Annotated in this window: 16 protein-coding genes; 8 read left to right on the top strand and 8 right to left on the bottom strand. The window is 70.7% G+C overall.

What is annotated here, in order from left to right; all coding sequences use genetic code 11:
- Positions 1-256 precede the first annotated feature (256 nt).
- Both F9C11_RS18595 and F9C11_RS18590 read left to right on the top strand, forming a co-directional pair.
- Positions 257-1,072 (top strand): alpha/beta fold hydrolase, encoded by an 816-nt coding sequence (locus tag F9C11_RS18595; protein ID WP_409186135.1) that lies wholly within the window; start codon positions 257-259, stop codon positions 1,070-1,072.
- Positions 1,073-1,080: 8 nt separating this feature from the next.
- Entirely contained in the window at positions 1,081-1,833 is a 753-nt protein-coding gene (locus tag F9C11_RS18590; protein WP_409186134.1) for an SDR family oxidoreductase, read from the top strand.
- Positions 1,834-2,114: 281 nt separating this feature from the next.
- On the opposite strand, the gene F9C11_RS18585 is transcribed toward F9C11_RS18590, so the two are convergent.
- Entirely contained in the window at positions 2,115-3,719 is a 1,605-nt protein-coding gene (locus F9C11_RS18585) for a transposase (RefSeq protein WP_409186133.1), read from the bottom strand.
- Positions 3,720-3,863: 144 nt separating this feature from the next.
- Between F9C11_RS18585 and F9C11_RS18580 the strand changes: the two genes are divergently transcribed.
- Entirely contained in the window at positions 3,864-6,461 is a 2,598-nt protein-coding gene (locus F9C11_RS18580) for a bifunctional FO biosynthesis protein CofGH (protein WP_409186132.1), read from the top strand.
- Here F9C11_RS18580 and F9C11_RS18575 read toward each other — a convergent pair whose 3' ends face one another.
- The 3 genes from F9C11_RS18575 to F9C11_RS18565 form a co-directional block, all read right to left on the bottom strand.
- Positions 6,462-7,427 (bottom strand): helix-turn-helix domain-containing protein, encoded by a 966-nt coding sequence (locus F9C11_RS18575; protein ID WP_409186131.1) that lies wholly within the window; start codon positions 7,425-7,427, stop codon positions 6,462-6,464.
- A 22-nt stretch (positions 7,428-7,449) separates the two neighbouring features.
- Positions 7,450-8,412, bottom strand: coding sequence for an alpha/beta hydrolase fold domain-containing protein (locus F9C11_RS18570; RefSeq protein ID WP_409186130.1), 963 nt, complete (start codon positions 8,410-8,412; stop codon positions 7,450-7,452).
- A 97-nt stretch (positions 8,413-8,509) separates the two neighbouring features.
- On the bottom strand, positions 8,510-9,571 hold the full coding sequence (locus F9C11_RS18565; protein ID WP_409186129.1) for an FAD-dependent oxidoreductase: 1,062 nt from the start codon (positions 9,569-9,571) through the stop codon (positions 8,510-8,512).
- A gap of 117 nt (positions 9,572-9,688) precedes the next feature.
- Between F9C11_RS18565 and F9C11_RS18560 the strand changes: the two genes are divergently transcribed.
- Both F9C11_RS18560 and F9C11_RS18555 read left to right on the top strand, forming a co-directional pair.
- Positions 9,689-10,621, top strand: a complete 933-nt coding sequence (locus F9C11_RS18560) for a TetR/AcrR family transcriptional regulator C-terminal domain-containing protein (protein WP_409186128.1) — start codon at positions 9,689-9,691, stop codon at positions 10,619-10,621.
- Positions 10,618-11,028 (top strand): hypothetical protein, encoded by a 411-nt coding sequence (locus F9C11_RS18555; protein ID WP_409186127.1) that lies wholly within the window; start codon positions 10,618-10,620, stop codon positions 11,026-11,028. Before F9C11_RS18560 ends, F9C11_RS18555 begins: the two co-directional genes overlap by 4 nt.
- On the opposite strand, the gene F9C11_RS18550 is transcribed toward F9C11_RS18555, so the two are convergent.
- Positions 11,025-12,329, bottom strand: coding sequence for an LVIVD repeat-containing protein (locus F9C11_RS18550; protein WP_409186934.1), 1,305 nt, complete (start codon positions 12,327-12,329; stop codon positions 11,025-11,027). The genes F9C11_RS18555 and F9C11_RS18550 overlap by 4 nt on opposite strands.
- A 129-nt stretch (positions 12,330-12,458) precedes the next feature.
- Here F9C11_RS18550 and F9C11_RS18545 point away from each other — a divergent pair, with 129 nt between their 5' ends.
- Positions 12,459-13,928, top strand: coding sequence for an ABC transporter substrate-binding protein (locus tag F9C11_RS18545; RefSeq protein ID WP_409186126.1), 1,470 nt, complete (start codon positions 12,459-12,461; stop codon positions 13,926-13,928).
- On the opposite strand, the gene F9C11_RS18540 is transcribed toward F9C11_RS18545, so the two are convergent.
- Complete coding sequence (locus tag F9C11_RS18540; protein WP_409186125.1) at positions 13,925-14,803, bottom strand: LysR substrate-binding domain-containing protein; 879 nt, start codon at positions 14,801-14,803, stop codon at positions 13,925-13,927. The genes F9C11_RS18545 and F9C11_RS18540 overlap by 4 nt on opposite strands.
- A gap of 71 nt (positions 14,804-14,874) precedes the next feature.
- Here F9C11_RS18540 and F9C11_RS18535 point away from each other — a divergent pair, with 71 nt between their 5' ends.
- Positions 14,875-15,906, top strand: a complete 1,032-nt coding sequence (locus F9C11_RS18535; RefSeq protein WP_409186124.1) for an SDR family oxidoreductase — start codon at positions 14,875-14,877, stop codon at positions 15,904-15,906.
- On the opposite strand, the gene F9C11_RS18530 is transcribed toward F9C11_RS18535, so the two are convergent.
- The gene (locus tag F9C11_RS18530) at positions 15,890-16,627 is read right to left on the bottom strand and encodes an SDR family oxidoreductase (protein ID WP_409186123.1); all 738 of its coding nucleotides are present in this window, start codon (positions 16,625-16,627) and stop codon (positions 15,890-15,892) included. The genes F9C11_RS18535 and F9C11_RS18530 overlap by 17 nt on opposite strands.
- A 58-nt stretch (positions 16,628-16,685) precedes the next feature.
- Between F9C11_RS18530 and F9C11_RS18525 the strand changes: the two genes are divergently transcribed.
- Positions 16,686-17,318: a class I SAM-dependent methyltransferase gene (locus F9C11_RS18525; protein WP_409186122.1), complete on the top strand. Its 633-nt coding sequence runs from the start codon at positions 16,686-16,688 to the stop codon at positions 17,316-17,318.
- 45 nt (positions 17,319-17,363) lie between these two features.
- On the opposite strand, the gene F9C11_RS18520 is transcribed toward F9C11_RS18525, so the two are convergent.
- Positions 17,364-19,265, bottom strand: coding sequence for a S8 family serine peptidase (locus tag F9C11_RS18520; RefSeq protein ID WP_409186121.1), 1,902 nt, complete (start codon positions 19,263-19,265; stop codon positions 17,364-17,366).
- Between the last annotated feature and the right edge of the window lie 143 nt (positions 19,266-19,408).

The following is a 19,408-nucleotide window of genomic DNA, read 5'->3' as shown; positions in this document are numbered from 1 at the left end:
GGCGAATCCGGTCGCTTATCGGCGCGCGGATGCCGCAATCCGGAAGAACGCGCGGCTCGCGTTATCGGTGAATGCCCGAGTCCGACCGGCCGACGACGGCGGATGCGGAGCGGATTGCCGCCCACCGACTCGGGCGCGCCGGTCGAGACCAAGGGGCTCGCCGTTTCAGTGGGCCAGGCTCGGGTCGCCAAGAACATTGCTCCGACTACATTGCATCGTATTGCCCTGAGAAATCGCCCCGATTAGCGTCCAGGACATGCAGACAGTCCTTCTCCCCTCCGGCGCCCGGATCGCCTACGACGACCTCGGACCGCAGGTGAAGATCCCGGTGTTTCTCGTCCACGGGCACCCGTTCGACCGGTCGATGTGGGGTCCGCAGGCCGGCTGGCTCGCGCGGAACGGGTACCGAGCCGTCGTACCTGACCTGCGGGGATACGGGGAAAGCACCGGCCCGGCGGTCAGCGGGCTCGAAGACTTCGCCGGGGATCTCGTCGGGCTGGCCGACCGCCTCGGGATCGACCGCTTCGTGCTGGGCGGGCTGTCGATGGGCGGGCAGATCGTGATGCAGACTGTGCGGGACTACCCGGAGCGGATCGCTGCGCTGCTGCTCGCGGACACGTTCGCCGAGCCCGAGACGGACGAAGGAAAGGCGGCTCGCAACCAGGCCGCGGATCGGGTTCTCGCGGAGGGCATGACCGCGTACGCCGACGAGTTGCTGCCCAAGATGGTGTCGCCGGGCACTTTCCGCGAGAACCCCGAGGTGACCGAGCACGTCCGGAAGATGATGCGCAACGCACCGGCGGCAGGCGCGGCGGCAGCGTTGCGGGCCAGGGCGAAGCGGCCCGACTACCGCGATTCGCTGAAGCAGGTCGCCGTGCCGACGTTGGTCGCGGTGGGCAGCGAGGACGAGTTCACCCCGGTCGCCGACGCACAGTTGCTGCACCAGCTCGTCGACGGCTCGAAGCTGGCGGTGCTCGACGGCGCGGGGCACCTGCCTAACCTGGAACGCGCGGCCGAGTTCAACGACGTGTTCGGCCGCTTCCTGGACCAGGACCACGCGGAAGAACGGTGACGCACTCCATGAAGACCGTATTGGTGACCGGCGCGAGCGCCGGGTTCGGTGCCGCGATCACGCGCCGGTTCGCAGCGGAGGGCGCGCGAGTCGTCGCCGCGGCCCGCAGCGGCGACCGGCTGAAGGCGCTCGCGGACGAACTGGGCGAAGCGGTGTACCCGCTGGTGCTGGACGTACGCGACGCAGCCTCGGTCGCGGACGTCGTCGAACAGCTGCCCGAGGAGTGGGCGAAGATCGACATCCTGGTCAACAACGCCGGTCTCGCCAAGGGTCTCGAGCCCGCGCACGAGGCGAAGCTGGAAGACTGGGACCAGATGATCGAGACCAACGTGACCGGTCTCGTCCACCTCACCCGCGCGATACTGCCCGGAATGGTCGAACGCGGCACCGGACACGTAATCAACATCGGCTCGGTCGCGGGCAGCTACCCCTACCCCGGCGGCAACGTCTACGGCGCGACCAAGGCGTTCGTCCACCAGTTCAGCCTGAACCTGCGCTCAGACCTGCGCGGCACCGGCGTCCGAGTAACGAACATCGAACCAGGCCTGGTAGGCGGCACGGAATTCTCGACCGTCCGCTTCGACGGCGACAAGAACAAAGCAGCCAACGTCTACGCCGGCACCACCCCCCTGACCCCGGACGACGTCGCGGAGTCAGTGTTCTGGGCCAGCTCCCAGCCAGCACACGTGAACATCAACGTCATAGAACTGATGCCAGTAGTGCAAACGTTCTCCGCACTGAACATCGACCGCAACTCCTGACAGACGGTCCTGAGGACCACCCGCCCGCTAGCCCCGCCGCTGCACCGGGGTTAGCCCCACGGCTCCCCAAAAAACCGCAGCCAATGCACCCAAACAGCGAGGCACCCACACCTCCCCCCGCCCCCGATACGAAGCCTCCCTGCGGTTCGGGGGTGCTTGTCAAGGCATCTTTCCCGCCTTGACAAGCACCCCCGAACCGTCAGCACAATCAAACTTCGGGGGCCCCACGCCACCAACAAGGCGCAATGTCGCCGCCAGGCGACGAGCCGACCGCGAAGACCTCACCCAGGAGCAAACCCCTCCAACCCGAACAACCCGAACAACGCCTCCTGCCTCCCCGTCCGATCAGACAAAATCCGCCGAGTCCGCGGCCTCCCCCCAGTAGACCGATGCCGCAACACGGTCTCCCCGATCCCCCGCAACTGGTCCAGCAGCTCAGCCACCGACAAGTTCATCCCGGCCCGATCCGCCTCCCGCCGCATCAGGTGCGTGACCGTCGCGGCGAGCACCGACACCAACGTGTGCACCGCGATCCGATGCGAAGTCCACTCCCACCGCGGCGAAGGCCCGGCCACCGCGGACCCGGTCAGCCAGCGAAACGTCGAGTCGAGATACGTCCGCGCCCGATAAGCCGTGACCACCTCGGCCACCGGCCAGTCCCGATCCGTCACCAGAATCTGCTTGCCGAAGAACTCCTCCGCCAGCCGAGCGACCGCCGCCTCGTCGACCCGCCGCTCCAGCCGCAACTCCCCCGCCCGGTTCCCGGTGAGCGTCGTGTTCAACACCCGCTCCACCCGGCGCCCGCGAATGATCCGGGACATCTCCGCGTGCACCTGCGTCCGGTCGCCGCGATGAGTCCCCGCGGCGAGCGCGGCCGCCAACCCGTCAAGCTCCCGAACCGTCGTGCTCAACTCGCTGGTGAACGCCCGGTACTGCGCCGCGTGCAACGTCGCCGAATGGGTCAGGATGACGCGTCGACGGGCACCGTCCACAGTCGCCACCGTGTCGAACGCAGTCAGCCCGGCAAACCGCTCCGGATCCACCCTCCGCCGCACCGACGCGGGCCGCGCGAGCAGCTCCGGGTGATCAGCCAACGGAAGCGACCCGACAAACCCGCTCCGCGCGCCTAGGTCGAGCTGCGCGGCCTGGCCGGCGTGGAAGATCAACGTGACGTCGGTAGCCGGATACCGCTCGCCCAGCTCCGCGGCCAGCGCACCGAACGTCGGCGCGTTTTCTCTCCGGTAAACCCGGGAAGCCAGCGGAATCGCCCCATCCCGGGTGACCACCAGGCCCAGCCCGGCGAGCACGTCCTGGCAAGCCGACGGCAGCGTGCAATCCGCCGCGGTAAACGCCGCGAACTGCGCGACATCAACGGCTAACGCTTCCGTGCCGTCATCCCCCAGCAACTCCAGAACCGCTTCCGCGACAACGGTTTCCACCCTCGCGATCCGCTCCGGAGTAAGCCGCTGCAACGCCCGCCAATGGCTGGCCGTCGTCATCGACCCCTTGGGCGGCCGGGGCCGGACCAGATCCTGCGCCAGGCATCCGGACCACCACTCCTCGAACTCCGTCTCCGGCGCCGTCGCCCGGTGGAGCACGGCGAGCGCGACGTGAAGACCGAGCGTCGGCCGGGCCCGTTGCGGTCCCGCCACCGAATCGACCCGCCGGACGAGGTCGAGCCGCTGCAGCGTCCCCCACACGGCGGAAACGTCGCCGAACGACCGATGCCGCGCCCCCGCCGCCTCCGGACCGCCGCCGGCCACCGCCGCGGCGATGTCCTCGGCCGTCCCCAGATACCGCTGGCCGACGACGCGCGGTTTGCCGTCGACGCGCGCGGACTCGGCGAGGTAGTAGTACGTCCGCCCGCCGATGCGCTTCCCGATCACTGACGCCACCCTTTAGGTAATACCGGTGCCACCCGGCATCGACAAGCCCGCAACCTGCGCTAATGATCACCCTGGGCCCCGTCTGGGACCGGTGGCGGGCTAAGAGCTGGCTGGTCGCGGCGGCCGGGTCCTAGCGTGGCGGGAATGGAGCCCGAAGCTGGCGTGACCACGCCCACCCCGTCCGCCATGCGCCGTGCGCTCGCGCGGGCGCGAGACGGGAAAACGCTCGACGTCGCCGAGGCGGCCGTGCTGCTGCACGCGCGCGGCGACGACCTCAAAACGTTGTCCGAACACGCTTCCCGCATCCGCGACGCGGGCCTCGAAGAAGCCGGTCGCGCGGGGATCATCACCTACAGCCGCAAGGTGTTCATCCCGCTGACCCGGCTGTGCCGGGACCGGTGCGGCTACTGCACCTTCGTCACCGTCCCGGGCAGGCTCGAATCGCCGTTCCTGTCGCCGGACGAGGTGCTCGACATCGCCCGCAAGGGCGCCGAGATGGGCTGCAAGGAAGCCCTGTTCACGCTCGGCGACCGGCCGGAGGACCGCTGGAAGGCCGCGCGCGAATGGCTGGACGCGCACGGCTACGACGACACGCTGTCCTACGTCCGCGCGATGGCGATCCGGGTGCTCGAGGAGACCGGTCTGCTGCCGCACCTCAACCCGGGAGTCCTGAGCTGGCAGGACTTCCAGCGGCTCAAGCCGGTCGCGCCGTCGATGGGCATGATGCTGGAGACCACCGCGCGCCGGCTGTGGAGCGAGAAGGGCGGGCCGCATTACGGTTCGCCGGACAAGGACCCCGAGGTCCGGCTGCGCGTGCTGGAGGACGCCGGGCGCAGTTCGGTGCCGTTCACCACCGGCGTGCTGATCGGGATCGGCGAGACGCACGAAGAACGCGCCGACGCGCTGTTCGCGATCCGCAAGACCGCGCGCGAGTACGGCGGCATCCAGGAAGTCATCGTGCAGAACTTCCGGGCCAAGCCGGACACGAAGATGCGCGCGACCCCGGACGCCGACCTCGAGGAACTGGCCGCGAACATCGCCGTTGCCCGGCTCGTGCTCGGTCCGCGGATGCGCATCCAGGCCCCGCCGAACCTCATCGGCGACCAGTACGACCTGATGATCCGCGCGGGCATCGACGACTGGGGCGGCGTTTCGCCGCTCACCCCGGACCACGTCAACCCGGAACGCGCGTGGCCGCAGATCGACCTGCTGGCCCGGCAGACCGAGAAGGCCGGGTTCGCGCTGCGCGAGCGGCTGACCATCTACCCGGAGTACGTCAAGCGCGGCCAGCCGTGGCTCGATCCGCGCGTCACACGGCACGTCGCGGCGCTGGTCGACGGCGAGACCGGGCTGGCCCGCGACGGCGCGATGCCGGTCGGGATCCCGTGGCAGGAGCCGGACGGCGGCTGGCAGGAGTCCGGCCGCACCGACCTGCACACCGAGATCGACACCACCGGACGCACCGAGGACCGGCGCGGCGACTTCGATTCGGTCTACGGCGACTGGAAGGAAATCGGCCGCAAGATCAAGACCGGTCCGCAGCGGTTCGACACCGACATCCGGGACGCGTTGCGCAGTGCGGAAAAGGACCCCGCCGGGCTGTCCGACGACGCCGCGCTCGCCCTGCTGCACGCCGACGGGCCGGAGCTGGACGCGCTCACGAAACTGGCCGACGACCTGCGGCGCGAGGTGGTCGGGGACGACATCACCTTCGTCGTCACGCGGAACATCAACTTCACCAACGTCTGCTACACCGGCTGCCGGTTCTGCGCCTTCGCGCAGCGGAAGACCGACGCGGACGCGTACACGCTGTCGCTGGAGCAGGTCGGCGACCGGGTCGACGAGGCGTGGGCCGCGGGCGCGACCGAGATCTGCATGCAGGGCGGGATCCACCCGGACCTGCCGGGCACCGCGTACTTCGACCTCGCGGCCGAGGTGAAGCGGCGGCAGCCGGACATCCACCTGCATTCGTTCAGCCCGATGGAGGTCGTGAACGGCGCGTCGCGGACGAATCTGTCCATTCGCGACTTCCTGATCCGGGCGAAGGAGTCCGGAGTGGACTCGCTCCCGGGCACCGCGGCGGAAATCCTCGACGACGACGTCCGGTGGGTGCTCACCAAGGGCAAGCTGCCGACGGACGCGTGGATCGAGGTGGTCACCACCGCGCACGACATCGGGCTGCCGACCACGGCGACGATGATGTACGGCCACGTGGACAACCCGGGCCACTGGGTCGGCCACCTGAAGCTGCTGGCCAAACTGCAGCGCGAGGGCGTGGAACGCAACGGGCGGCGCGGGTTCAGCGAGTTCGTGCTGCTGCCGTTCATCCACCAGAGCTCGCCGATCTACCTGGCCGGGCTCGCCCGCGCGGGCACGACGCTGCGCGAGAACCGGGCGGTGCACGCGCTGTCCCGGCTGCTGCTGCACGGCACCTTCGACAACATCCAGAGCTCCTGGGTGAAGCTCGGCGAGGAAGGCAGCCGGGCGGTGCTGCAGGGCGGGGTCAACGACATCGGCGGCACGCTGATGGAGGAGACGATCAGCCGGATGGCGGGCGCGGCCAACGGGTCGTACAAGACGATCAGCGACATGCGCGCGATGGTCGAACCGCTCGGCCGTCCGCTGCGGCAGCGGACCACGTCCTACGGCACGCCGAGCGCCGAGCGGATCGCCGCGGCGCAGGCGTCGGACGGCGTCGCGACGGCGGTGCGGAAGCCGTTGCTGCCGCTGCTCACGCCGTGATCACCCGGTGCGGTGCAGCCGCCACAGCGCGATAGCCAGCTGCAACCGCAACCGGCCCGCGGGATCGCGCACTGGCCAGCCGAGCAGCGCTTCGGCGTGGGCCAGGCGCTCCTGCAGGGTCGAATGGTGCACGACCAGCGTGTTCGCGGCGGCCCGCAGACTCGGAGCGCCCGCTACGGCGACCAGCGTGGGAAGTACCCACGGGGCCGCCGTGCGGGCGTTTTCCAGGGTGGTGACGTCCGCGACCGGTTCGCTACGAGGTCCGACCGCGTCGGCGAGGACGGCCAGCCCGCCGAGTTCCGCGTAGTCCACAACGGACGGTCCGGGGTCGTCTTCGGTCGCGGTGAACCGGAAGGCGGTCCGGGCTTGCGCGCCAGACAGCGGTAAGTCGACCAGGTGCACGACGGCGCCCAGGCCGACCCTGGCGCGTTCCGGCGGAGTCCATTGTGGAGGGACGACCAGCGGGACCGCGTCGGTCACCACGGCCCGCGCGGTCGTGCCGAGGCCAAGGCGATGTGCGGCGCGGAGCCGGGTCCGCTCGTCGGCGGACGCGTCGAGCACCACTTCGACCGACGCCGGATCGACGACCCGGCCGCGCGTGCGGTCCAGCACCGCTCGCGCCGCCGCGGACGCGCGCTCCAGCACCATCGCGTCCACCGGACTCGCCGGACCAGGCCGTTCCAGCCACAGCGCGACCGGCCCGTCCGGACGCACCGGAGCCGACGGCCATTCCGGATCGGGCGGCTCGGCCGACGGCACGACGCGCCCGTCCGGTTCGACGCGGACGCGCACCCGGCGTTCGGCGTCGGCCAGCCGCGCGGGACAGCCGGACAGCACCGCCGCCCCGCGCACGATCGGCTCCAGCCCGGCGCGGCCCTCGACCAGCCGGTCGAAATACGCGATGACCTTGACCGTCTCGGCCGCGCCGGGATCGAGCGCGCTCAGACGCGTGACCAGCTCCCTCATCGGTCCATCATCGCTCGCCGGTTCAGCCGAGCAGCCGCCGCAGCCACGGCGTCCGCGCGGCGCGCGCCTGCTGCGACAGCGCCGCCTGCGGGGCCGAGCCGTCGAAGCCGTGGAAAGCGCCGGGCCAGACGTGCAGTTCCGCCTGCACCCCGGACAGCCACAGCCGGTTCGCGTAGGCGATGACCTCGTCGCGGAAGGTCTCGGTGCTGCCGACGTCGAGGAACGCCGGCGGGAGGCCGGACAGGTCTTCGGCGCGGGCAGGCGCGGCGTACGGCGACACGTCCGGACCGCCGCGGGCGTCGCCGAGCAGCGCGGTCCAGCCGACGTTGTTCGCCGTGCGGTCCCAGCTGCCCATCTCCGCCATCTGGATCGCCGACGGGGAGTCGTTCCGGTCGTCGAGCATCGGGTACACGAGCAGCTGGCCGAGCAGTTCCGGACCGCCCTGGTCCCGGGCGAGCAGCGCCGTCGCGGCCGCGAGCCCGCCGCCCGCGCTCGCCCCGCCGATCACGACCCGGGAGGCGTCGAAGCCGTACTCGGCGGCGTGCTTGACCGTCCATTCCAGGCCGGCGTAGCAGTCCTCGACCGGGGCCGGATGCGGATGTTCGGGCGCGACCCGGTAGTCGACGCAGACGAAGCCGAGGCCCAGTTCGGCCGCGTACTCCTTGAGGAAGTACAGGTCGCCGCCTTTGTGGCCGCCGATGATCATGCCGCCGCCGTGCAGCCAGTACAGCACCGGGACGTCGACCGCCCCGGCCGGCCGCGCGACGATCAGCGGGATCGGGCCGCGCGGGCCTTCGGCGTCCGTTTCGGACACTTCGAGGGCGCCGTCGGCGGTGATCTCGTCCAGCGAAATCTGCCGCTTCGCCGCGGCCGCGCGCACCGCCGGGATCGACTCGAGCGTCTTGATCTGCGGACGTTCGGCCGCGAGCACCTCGAGCGCCGCGGCGAGCTCGGGGTCGAACGGGAGCGGCGGGTAGGCGGTCATCGCGGGGCCTCCAAGGGTCGGGTACCGGACCCATCCTTGCCGCCCGGGAGCCGGACCGGGCCAGCCGGACGGCGGGAATCTCCCGCCAGGCGGCGGGTCACCGGCTCAGGCTGATCGCGTTCTTCGCGCGCTCGACGGATTCCTCCGACGCGGGCCCGGCGGCGTTTTCCGTGGCCAGCGCCTGGTTCAGCTCGGCGAACGGGCGCATCCGGGTCTCGTAGTCCGCGATGCCCTCGGCCAGGACGTACGCACCGACCAAGGCGAGGCTCGTGCCTTGTCCGGACAGCACGGACGCGCAGTACCCGGCGTCGCCGACCAGCGCGACGCGGCCGGTCGTCCAGCGGTCGAGCCGGATCTGCAGCATCGCGTCGAAGAAGAACGTTTCCGCGTCCTCCATGGCTTTGACCAGGCCCGGAACCGGACCGCCGACCTCGCTCAGGCGTTCCGCGACGAGCTTCTTCTGCTCCGCGACGTCCCGGATCTCGCGGTACTCCGGTTCGCCGAAGCCGAGCGTCACGCGGATCTTCTCGTTGCCCGGCACCGGGTAGACCGCGCCGCCGACGCCCTCGCCCTGGAACCAGATCTGCCAGTCTTCGAGGCCGACGGTGTTGGGCGCCGGGAAGATCGCCAGGTACTGGCCGAGGTAGCGGCGGAACTGGTCTTCCGGGCCGAACGCGAGCCGCCGGACCGCCGAATGCGCGCCGTCCGCGCCCACGATCAGGTCGAACGTGCGCGGTGCGGCCGCGGCGAACTCGACCCGGCCGGATCCGGCGTCGAGCGCGGTGATCTCGTCGCCGAAGCGGAACTCGACGTCGGCCGCGCCGTGCAGCAGCTCGACCAGGTCGTCGCGGAGGATCTCGATGTCCGCGCTGTCGAGCCGGCCGCTGCTGAAGGTGCGCTCCTCGGAACGGAACACCTCGTTGCCGGACGCGTCGAGCATCGACATCCCGCGCATCCGCGTCCGGGCGGCGCGGACCTGTTCCCCCAGGCCCATCCGCTCGACGACCTCCAGCGCGACCCCGCGGATGTCCACCGCCTGGCCTCCGCGGCGCAACCCGTCCGCGCGCTCCACGACCGTCACGTCGTAGCCACTGCGGCGCAGCCAGTAGGCCGACGCGCATCCAGCGATTCCCGCGCCGCAAACCAGTGCTTCCGGCATGTCCTCACCCCTCAGTACAGTGCAGCATTACCCGGACGAACCTGCCCTGACCTGGCTTCCGCCGCCAAAACTGATCTAGTACAGACCACCCGCTGACCTAGTACAGACAGGACCCCGATGCCGACCGAACCGCCGTACCTCCGCATCGCGGCCGCGCTGCGCGAAGAGATCTCGCAGTTGCCGCCGGGCGCGAAGGTGCCTTCGACGCGTCAGCTGGCTTCGGCGCATGGGGTCGCGAACGCCACCGCGGCCAAGGCGCTCGACGTGTTGCGCCGCGAAGGCGTGGTGCGTGCTGAACCGAGGGCGGGCCATGTCGTCGCCGGTCAGGACGCCGAGACTCGGTCGAAGCGTCCAGCGCTGACCCGGGATCTGTTGGTACGCACGGCAATCGCGATCGCCGACGCGGAAGGGGTCGCGGCGCTCTCGATGCGCGGGCTCGCCGCGCGGTTGGGTGTTCCGGCGATGGCTCCGTACCGCTATCTGTCCGGAAAGGACGAACTGGTTTTCCTGATGGCGGACAAGGTTTACGGAGAAACCGGTTACCCGGCGCGGGAACCGGAGGGCTGGCGGGCGCAGTTGGAGCTGACGGCGCGCACGCTGTGGTCAGTGCACCGGCGGCATCCGTGGCTGGCGCATCTGGTGCCGCTCACCCGGCCTTGGCCGCTGCCGAACCTGGCGGCGCACAACGAACGCGCGCTGGCCGCGTTGTCGGTGTTCGGGCTGAGCGCGGCTGACCTGTGCGATCTGAATGTGTTGTTCTACAACCACATTCAGGGCACGGCGATCAACCTGGAACGGGAGCGGCACGCGATGGGCGCGAGCGGGATCACCGAGGACCAGTGGATGGAGACGCAGGCGCGGGGATACGCGGCGTTGACCGGGTCCGGGCGGTATCCGGTGCTGGCGCGGATGGTGGCGGATCTCGCCGAGGGGTACGACCTCGACCTGGACCGGCTTTTCGAGGTCGGGCTGCAAGCGCTGCTGGACGGGCTGGCCGTCCGATATCCGCTTGGCGGGGCGGTCTCCGGGCGGCAGGATCAACCGGTGTGAACCGCATCCGCCTGGTCCTCGCGATCCGCGAGCGCCGGAAGCATCAGCGTGAGCGCAGGTATCTCGACTTCGAGGTCGACGGGGTCAGCCTGCGCGCCTCGGTCGACACCGAACTGGACCTGATCTCGGTGCTGGCCACCGACCGTCCCCGCGATCCGCAACGGGTGGCCCGCCTGCTCGGCGAGGCTCCCGGCGACGCACCGGACGGCCGGGCGCTGCTGTACGTCTGCCCCGAATGCGAAGACCTCGAATGCGGCGCCGTCGCCGCGAAAGTGTCGAGGCGCGGCGATCTCGTCACCTGGCGAGACTTCGGCGTACCGGAAGAGGACGAGGCGGACAACGAATTCTCCGGAAACCCGGTCACCTTCTCCGCGAAGCAGTTCCTCCGCGACCTCGCCGGCCGCTAGTCCCCGAGCCGCAGGATGTCGATCCCGCGGTTGCGGTCCGCCACGTATACGTACCCGTCGTGCCAGTACGGTGCCCACGAAGCCGCGTCCGCGGGGCGGAAGTACGCGATCTGCGTCGGGTTCGTCGGGTCGCTCACGTCCAGGAACCGGGTGCCCTGCGAGTAGAACGACTGGGCCAGCACGTGTCCGCGCAGGTCGAAGTAGTGCGCCGAGCAGTCCTCCGACACCGGGTCGCTGCCTTCCTGCCCGGCGACGCTCCAGGTGCCGACGCTGCGCATCCGGAACGGTTTCTCCGGCGTCGACCGCCAGCCCTCGCCCTGGTACGAGCCCTCCAGCGACGAGATCGTCAGCACGCCGTCGCCCGCGCAGCCGGGGAGGAAGCTTTCTTCGGTGGCATACACGAGGTCGTGGCCGCGCCAGGCGCCGTCGGCCCAGGGGCCGACCGGGTGGAAGCTGTTGTGCAGGAACTTCGACGGCGCGGCGGTTTCCGACACTCCGCCGCCCGCGTACGGCACCGGCTTGAGCGCGCTCGCCCAGCGGTAGCGGTTCTGCACCGGATCGCGGTGGAGGCCGGACGTCCAGTAGCCGCGCACCCCGCCCTTGCCCGACACCCACGCGACGCCCATCCGGTCCACCTGAACGTCGTGCACGTAGTCGGTTTTGCCGTCGTTGCGGGCGAGTTCGATCGGGTCCGGGTGCACCTTCGGCTCGCGCGGGTCGCGCACGTCGGTGACCCAGATCGGCCGGCCGCCCCAGTCCGCGGGCTGGTCGTCGGCCTTCGCCGGGCCGCCGGTCCAGAGGTAGCGGCAGTCGTCGACGCAGCTGGTGGTGTGGCCCGCCGGAACCTTGACGTAGCTGAGGATCTCCGGTTTCTCCGGACGCGCCACGTCGACCACGTAGATGCCGGATTCGCCGGTGTGCGTGTTGCCCTTGAACGCGCGCGGGTCGCGGGAGAGGAACACGAGCTTGCGTTTCGCGTCGACCTCGGTGTCCTCGGTTTCCCACAGCCCGGGCAGGCCCAGTTCGCCGATCGCGCGCGGCTTCGCCGGATCGCCGGTGAGGTCGTAGACCTTCAGGCCGAACTGGCCCGACACGACCATCACGTCCCGCTTGCCGTAGCTGAGGAAATTCGCCGAAATGGCTCCTTGCGCGTCGGGCACGTTGCCGATCGGCCGCACGCCCTTGATCGCGCCCGGGTCGCCCACGGAGTGCTTCGCCTCGGTGACCGGCTTGTCGTCCTCGCAGGCCGCGGCGGGCAATCCAGTGGCGACGAGAGTCGCGGCCGCGGCCGCCAGCGCCATTCCGGAGCGAATCCACCGACGGCGCACGCGAAACCTCCCCGGAGATCCCAGTGTGACTGAAGTACTTTAAGCCGGTCCCTAACCGGGCACAACCGCCTTTCGTTGCTTTCCACCTGGTAGTAAGACATCATGCGATCGCGTCCGCTGGTCCCGCTCACGCTCGCCGCCGCAGTGCTCGCGGCCGGTCTCGCCGGCTGTTCGTCGTCGGCCGGACCCGCTCGGCCCGGGGTGCTGTCGGTCGGTCTCGGCGAACCCGGCACGCTGCTGCCCGCCGACGTCACCGATCCGTCCGGGCGGATGGTCACCGGCGCGTTGTGGACTCCGCTCGCCGATTACGATCCAGCCAGCGGGAAAGTCACCCCGCGCGCGGCCGAATCGATCAGCAGCGCCGACCAGGCGACCTGGACCGTCCGGTTGCGTCCCGGGCAGTTCCACGACGGCACGCCGGTCACCGCGCAGTCCTATGTGGACACCTGGAAGGCGATCGCCGGCCATCGCTGGGCCAGCACCCCGGTGCTGACGAAATCGCTGCGGGCCAAGGACATCACCGCGGTCGGCGCGAACCAGCTGCGGATCGTGCTCGACCGGCCCTCCAACCAGGTGCCGGCCTGGCTGTCCGCGCCCGGGCTCGTGCCGCTGCCCGCGTCGGTGCTGAAATCCCGCGACTGGAACGGGTTCGCCCGGCATCCGATCGGCAACGGCCCGCTGCGGCTGGAGGGCGACTGGCAGCCCGGGTCCGGCGGCAAGCTCGTGCGGGTCGCGGCGGATCCGGGGCGGGCCAAGGAAATCGAGCTGCGCGTCGGCGATCCGGCGCAGCAGTACGACGACGTCAAGGAGGGCAAGCTCGACGTCGCGACGGCCGTCCCGGGCGACCGGCACGAGGCGATGCACGCCGATTTCGCCGGCCGGCACGCGATGTGGGCGCTCCCCCGCGCCGGCTACCTGGTGTTTTCCGCCGAGGCAACCCGATTCGCGGACCCGGCCGTGCGGCACGCGTTCGCGCTCGGCACCGACCGTGCCGCGCTGGAATCCGGGCCGCTCGCGCACCAAGCGGACGCGGCCAAAGGGTTGCTGCCGCCGGTGGTCGCGCCCGGCGAACGGTCCGGCACCTGCCGTCCGTGCACTTTCGACAGCGCGGCCGCCAGATCCCTGCTGAACCAGGCAGGATTCACCGGCGACGCCTCGGTGTACTACGAGAGCTTCGACGGTACTTGGCCGCAGGCATTGGCCGAGGGGTTGTCGAAGAGCCTGGGAATCCCGGTCAACGCACAGCGCAAAGCGACCGGAGGCAAGCCGACCGGGCCGTATGCGCTGGAGGTCAAGGCCGTCTCGCCGAGCCCGGCCGACCTGCTCCACACGCTCGCCGAGGCCGCCGGTTACCTCGACGCCGGATTCGCCGCCGACCTCGCGTCCGCCGAAACCACTGCGTCGCCGGAAGAAGCCGCCCAGCTGTTCCGGGTCGCGGAGAACGAAGCCCTGCGGGATCTTCCGGCGATTCCACTGTGGACCGGACACGGGCACGCCGTCTGGTCCGCCCGGGTTCACGACGCGGCGCCGACGCCGTTCGCCGGAATCGACCTAGCCCGGCTGCGCGACTAGACCCGCGCGTGCCGGGTCAGCACCTCGGCGAACGCCGCCGTCAACGGGTCCGGTTCGCTGCGGCCGTAAGCGACCAGCTCGCGGCGGATCGGCTTGCCGGGCCGCAAAACCCGGCCGCTGAACTCCGCGGGCAACACGTTCGCCGGAACCAGCGCGGGCCCCAATCCGGCCGCGGCGAGCAGCGGGGCGGCCGCGGTTTGTTCCGTGCGTACTGCGGGCCTCGGCCGGAAGCCCGCTTCCGCACAGGCCGCGTCGAGAAGCTCCGCCAGCCCGTGGCCCGGCGCGTAATGCACCCACGCGCAGCCGGCAAGCTCGGCCAGCTCGACCGTACCGTCCGAAGTGGACTCCGTCGCGCCGTCCGCCGGGAGCACGACGACGAACTCTTCCGTGCCCAGCGTGCGTACCGGGCCAGTCCACCCGGCCGGACGCGGACCGATCGCGAGGTCCGCTTCTCCGGCGAGCATCGCGTCGCGCAGTTCGTCGGCGTGGCGGTACTCGAAAAGCCGCACGTCGACGTCCGGCCGCTCGCGCCGCCATACCCGGAGCGCGGGCGGCAGCACGCCGAGGCTCACCGAGTAGACCGTCGCGACCAGCAGCTCTCCGGCGACCTGACCGGACGCCTGCCGGGCCGCGCACCGGGCCCGTTCGGCGTCGGCGAGCGCGGCGCGGGCGTGCGGCAGCATCGCGCGGCCCATCGGCGTGAGCCGGACCGAACGCGGCAGCCGTTCCAGCAACGGCCCGCCGACGCTGTGCTCCAGCGCCCGCATCTGATGCGACAGCGCGGGCTGCGTCACGTGCAACTGCTCGGCGGCCCGAGTGAACGAGCCGGTGTCGACCACGGTCACCAGGTATTCAAGCTGCCGCAGACTTGCCATAAACCTAGCTTATCGAAGCGGTGAGAAGTAAGCCTTGGACTCATCGCCCACGCGTGGTCAGGATCGAAGACATGAGCAGCACACGCGTGGCCCTCGTGGCCGGGGCCAACGGGATCATCGGCCGGAAACTCGTCTCTCACCTGCGGACTCTCGACGGCTGGGAGGTGCTCGGGCTGTCCCGGCGCGGCGGGCCGGGCAGCCTCGCCGTCGACTTGCTCGACCCGGACGGCACCCGGGCGGCGCTGGCCGGCGTCGGCGCGACGCACCTGTTCTACGCCGCCTACCAGGACCGGCCGACGTGGGCGGAACTCGTGCCGCCGAACGTGGCGATGCTGGAGAACCTGGTGAACGGCCTCGACGAAGGCCCGCTGGAGCACGTCAGCCTGATGCAGGGCTACAAGGTCTACGGCGCGCATCTCGGCCCGTTCACAACGCCCGCCCGCGAAGCCGACGCCGGACAGCACATGCCGCCGGAGTTCAACGTGGACCAGCAGAAGTTCCTGGAACGCCGGGCCGCCGCCGGGGGCTGGTCGTGGTCGGCGATCCGGCCGTCCGTGGTCGGCGGGACGACGCTCGGCAACCCGATGAACCTCGCGCTCGTGATCGCGGTGTACGCCTCGATCTCCAAGGAACTCGGCCTGCCGCTGCGGTTTCCGGGCAAGCCCGGCGCGTACGACAGCCTGTTGGAGATGACAGACGCGCAGTTGCTCGCCGAAGGCACGGTGTGGGCCGCGACGTCTAGTCGCAACGAAGCGTTCAACATCGCCAACGGTGACCTCTTCCGCTGGCGAGAGCTGTGGCCGAAGCTAGCCGCGTACTTCGACCTTGAAGTCGCTCCGCCGCTACAGCTGCCGCTGAGCACGGTGATGGCCGACAAGGAACCACTGTGGAACGAGATGGCGGCGAAGCACGGCCTCACCGCTTCGTACGCCGACGTCTCTTCGTGGGCCTTCGGCGACTTCGTGTTCTCGTGGGACTACGACATGTTCGCGGACACGTCGAAGTCCCGCCGTGCCGGTTTTCACTCCTATGTGGACACTGAGCAGATGTTCTACCGGCTGTTCGACGAGTTCCGCCGGGACAAGGTCATCCCCGGCCGATGAACGGCATCGTGGTGGCGGTGAGGGTGAGGAACTGGACGTTGGCGTCCAGCGGCAACCCCGCCATGTAGAGCACCGCGTCGGCGACGTGGCCCGCGTCGAAGGTCGGTTCGGCCAGGAGCCGTCCGTCGGCCTGCGGGATGCCCGCGGCCATCCGCTCGGTCATCTCGGTGGCCGCGTTGCCGATGTCGATCTGTCCGCACGCGACGTTCCAGGCGCGGCCGTCGAGCGAGATCGACCGGGTGAGGCCGGTGACGGCGTGCTTGGTGGCGGTATAGGCGACGCTCGCCGGGCGGGGCGCGTGCGCGGAAATCGAGCCGTTGTTGATGATCCGGCCGCCACGGGGATCCTGGTCGCGCATCAGCCGCACGGCCTGCTGCGCGCACAGGAACATGCCGGTGAGGTTCGTGTCGACGGTGCGCCGCCAGTCCTCGACGGACAGCTCCGCGACAGTGCCGCCGAGCGACACCCCGGCGTTGTTCACCAGCAGATCCAACCGGCCCCACTCGTCCCGCACGGCCGAAAACAGCGCCTCCACCGATGCCGGATCGGCGACGTCGGTGGGCACGACCAGCGCGTTCGCGTCCGAACCGGCCGTCTCGCGCAAGGCGTCCTCGCGCCGTCCGGCGAGCGCGACCCGGTAACCGGCGCCGAGCAGCGCCCCGGCGATCCGGCGGCCCAGCCCGGAACCGGCCCCGGTGACCACCGCAGTCTTCTCCGCCATGTCGGCCTCCTCAAAGTCCGTTCGCCCGCACGGTGCCATATCGCGGCACACTGGGTTCATGGGACCACGTGACACGGTGCTCGCCGGATTCGCCAAGCAGCTGGGCCATCCGCGGGGCCGGGCCGGGCAAGCCGTCGTCCGGCTGCTCAACAACGTCAACCGCGGGCCGGTCACCGGAGCGGTCGAGGCGCTGGAGATCCGTCGCGGCGAAACCGCGCTGGACCTGGGTTTCGGCGGCGGCCTCGGGCTCGACCTGCTGCTGCGGGCCACCGACGGCGGAACCGTGCACGGCGCGGAAATCTCCGAAACGGCGCTCGCCCGCGCGCGCCGGAAGTTCCCGAAGAACCTCGCCGCCGGACGGCTGGTCCTGCACCACGCCGGAATGGCCGATCTTCCGCTGGAAGACGGGACGGTCGACGCGGCGCTGACCGTCAACACGGTCTACTTCGTTCCCGACCTGGCACCCGCGTTCGCCGAGGTCGCGCGGGTGCTCTCCGGCGGCGGCCGGTTCGTCGTCGGCATCGGGGACCCGGCGATGATGCGCGACCTGCCGTTCACCGGCCACGGTTTCCGGCTGCGCCCGCCGGAAGAGATCGAAAACGCGCTCGCCGGCGCGGGGCTGGACCTTCGCCGCCACGACCGGCTCGGCGACGGGCCGCGCGCGTTCCACCTGCTGGTCGCCGGACGCTGAAAAGGGCGGGTTCCCCGGCCGGGGAACCCGCCCTTCCCGCTGCCGCTACTTCTTCGGCACGCCCAGCGCGGACAGCGCCGGACCCGCCATGATCACGCCCTTGCCGGTCACCGCGTCGAACCCGGGCGCGCCGAGGTCGATCGCGCTCGACACCAGCGCGGTGCGGACCTCCGCCGGGGTCGCGGACGGCTTGCCGGACAGCAGCAAGGCCGCGATCGCCGCCGCGTGCGGGGCCGCCGCCGAGGTGCCGAAGAACGGCTGGAAGCCGGTGACCGAGGTGGCCACGCCGTCGGCGGCGGTGATGTCCGGCTTCGCGCGGGTCGCGCCGCCGGTCGAGGACACGTTGCCGGGGGTCAGCTCGGTGCCGTCGGCGTTGTAGAAGAGGTGCCGCTGGCCGTCGGAGGTGAAGCGCTCCCACTTGCTGGCCGAGGTGAACAGGCCCGGGTACGGACCGGCCGGGTTGGCCGGGTCGCCGGTCTCGAGCGGACGGCCGAACGCGGTCGCCGCCGGGGCCGCGGCCACCGAGAACGCCGCCGCGGCCGCGGAGTGGCCCGAAGTCACGCCCGCGGTGCTGAAGCCCTTGAGCGAACCGGAGGCGACGAACCGGCCGCGGATCACGTTGAGCGCGAAGAACCGGTCCGCGCCGCTGTACTTGACCACCGCGAGGCGGTATCCCGAGCCCGAGGTCGGCACGGTCAGGCTCTCGTACGGGTTCTGGGAACCGTCCTGCGCGTTCGCGCTGGAGGCGACGACGCTTCCGGAAGCGTTGAGCAGGAACAGGTCGTAGTCGTTGGCCGAGCGGCCCCACGGGTCCGACCAGAACAGCGTCACCGGACGGCCGAGCGAGCCCGGCGACAGCGGGTCGGTGGTCTGCACGCCGCTGCCCGGGTCGAAGTCGTGCGGGGTGCCGGTGACGCCCGGCAGCCTGGTGCCGGACGAGCGGAAGTCGCCCTCGTAGTAGCCGCTGGTGCCGTCGGTGAGGTTGCCGGAGTTGCCCGCGGAGGAGAAGTACAGCGCGCCGGCCGCGGTCACGTCGTTGACCGCCTGCGCGACCTGCGTGTCCTGGAACGGCGACTCGTCGAAGTACGCGACGTCGTCGACGATGACCGTGCACTTGCCGGTGGTGCGCAGCGCGCGGATGTTGTCCGCGAAGCTCGATTCGCTGGTGAACGCGGTCGCGAAGCCGAGCGCCGCGCCCGGGGCGAGGTCGTGCACGATCTCCAGCATCGCGGTGCCCTCGTCGCCGCTGCCCGCTTGGCCGGGCAGCACGTCGACCGCGGGCAGTTCGCCTGCGTCCTGGGACTTTTTCAGCGAGTTGACGCCGTCGGAAAGCACGCAGACCTTCACGCCGGCGCCGTTCACGCCGTATTGCGTGCGAGCGGTGTCCGCGCCGTGGGTCTTGTCCCCTTCCGACACCTGCACGGCGGCGACGGCCTGCTTGGCCAGCTGCCGGCGCTGCGCGTCCGGCTCGTTCCAGGTCATCGCCTGCGTCGCGGGCTGGACCTGCCGGACGTCGCCGCGCGCCGCGATCTTGTCGACCGCGTTGAGCGGCAGCTGGGCGCGGACCGAGCCGTTGGCCGAAGTGGACTGAACGGTGCCGCCCGCGGCACGCACGGCCTGCGCGATCGCCGAGCCCGCCGTTCCGGCGATGTCCACCGACACCGTGCCGGCCTGGGTGACCGGGAGGCCGGTGCGGTAATCCGGAAGCTGCGCGGCGAGCCCGCGGTCGGCGCGAAGGCGCTTCTCCACGACGAGCTGGCTGGACTGCTTCTTCTCGGCCGGGCTGAGGGTCTTCTTGATCGCCTGCAGCGCGCTGATCCCGGCCCCGGTGCGCGCGTTCGCCACGTCCGCGGCGGACGGCTGCGCGACGGCGACCCCGCTCCCGGCGAGCACCACCCCGACCGCGAGGGGCACCGAATACGCGGTCACCCGGCTCGTTCTTTTCATGACAACTCCTGTCCTCGCCCCCGACCACCGACTGTGGTGACGTGAATCTAAATAGCGACCGCGGCCAAGACCACCGACCAAAGTGGTATCTGTCCGAATGGCCCACCTGGTGAGACTTCGCCGGGCACTTTCCGGGCCGGAAG

The sequence above is a fragment of the Amycolatopsis sp. VS8301801F10 genome (genome assembly GCF_046195355.1).
Classification (GTDB): Bacteria; Actinomycetota; Actinomycetes; order Mycobacteriales; family Pseudonocardiaceae; genus Amycolatopsis.
This window is presented reverse-complemented; position numbering and strand designations above follow the sequence as displayed.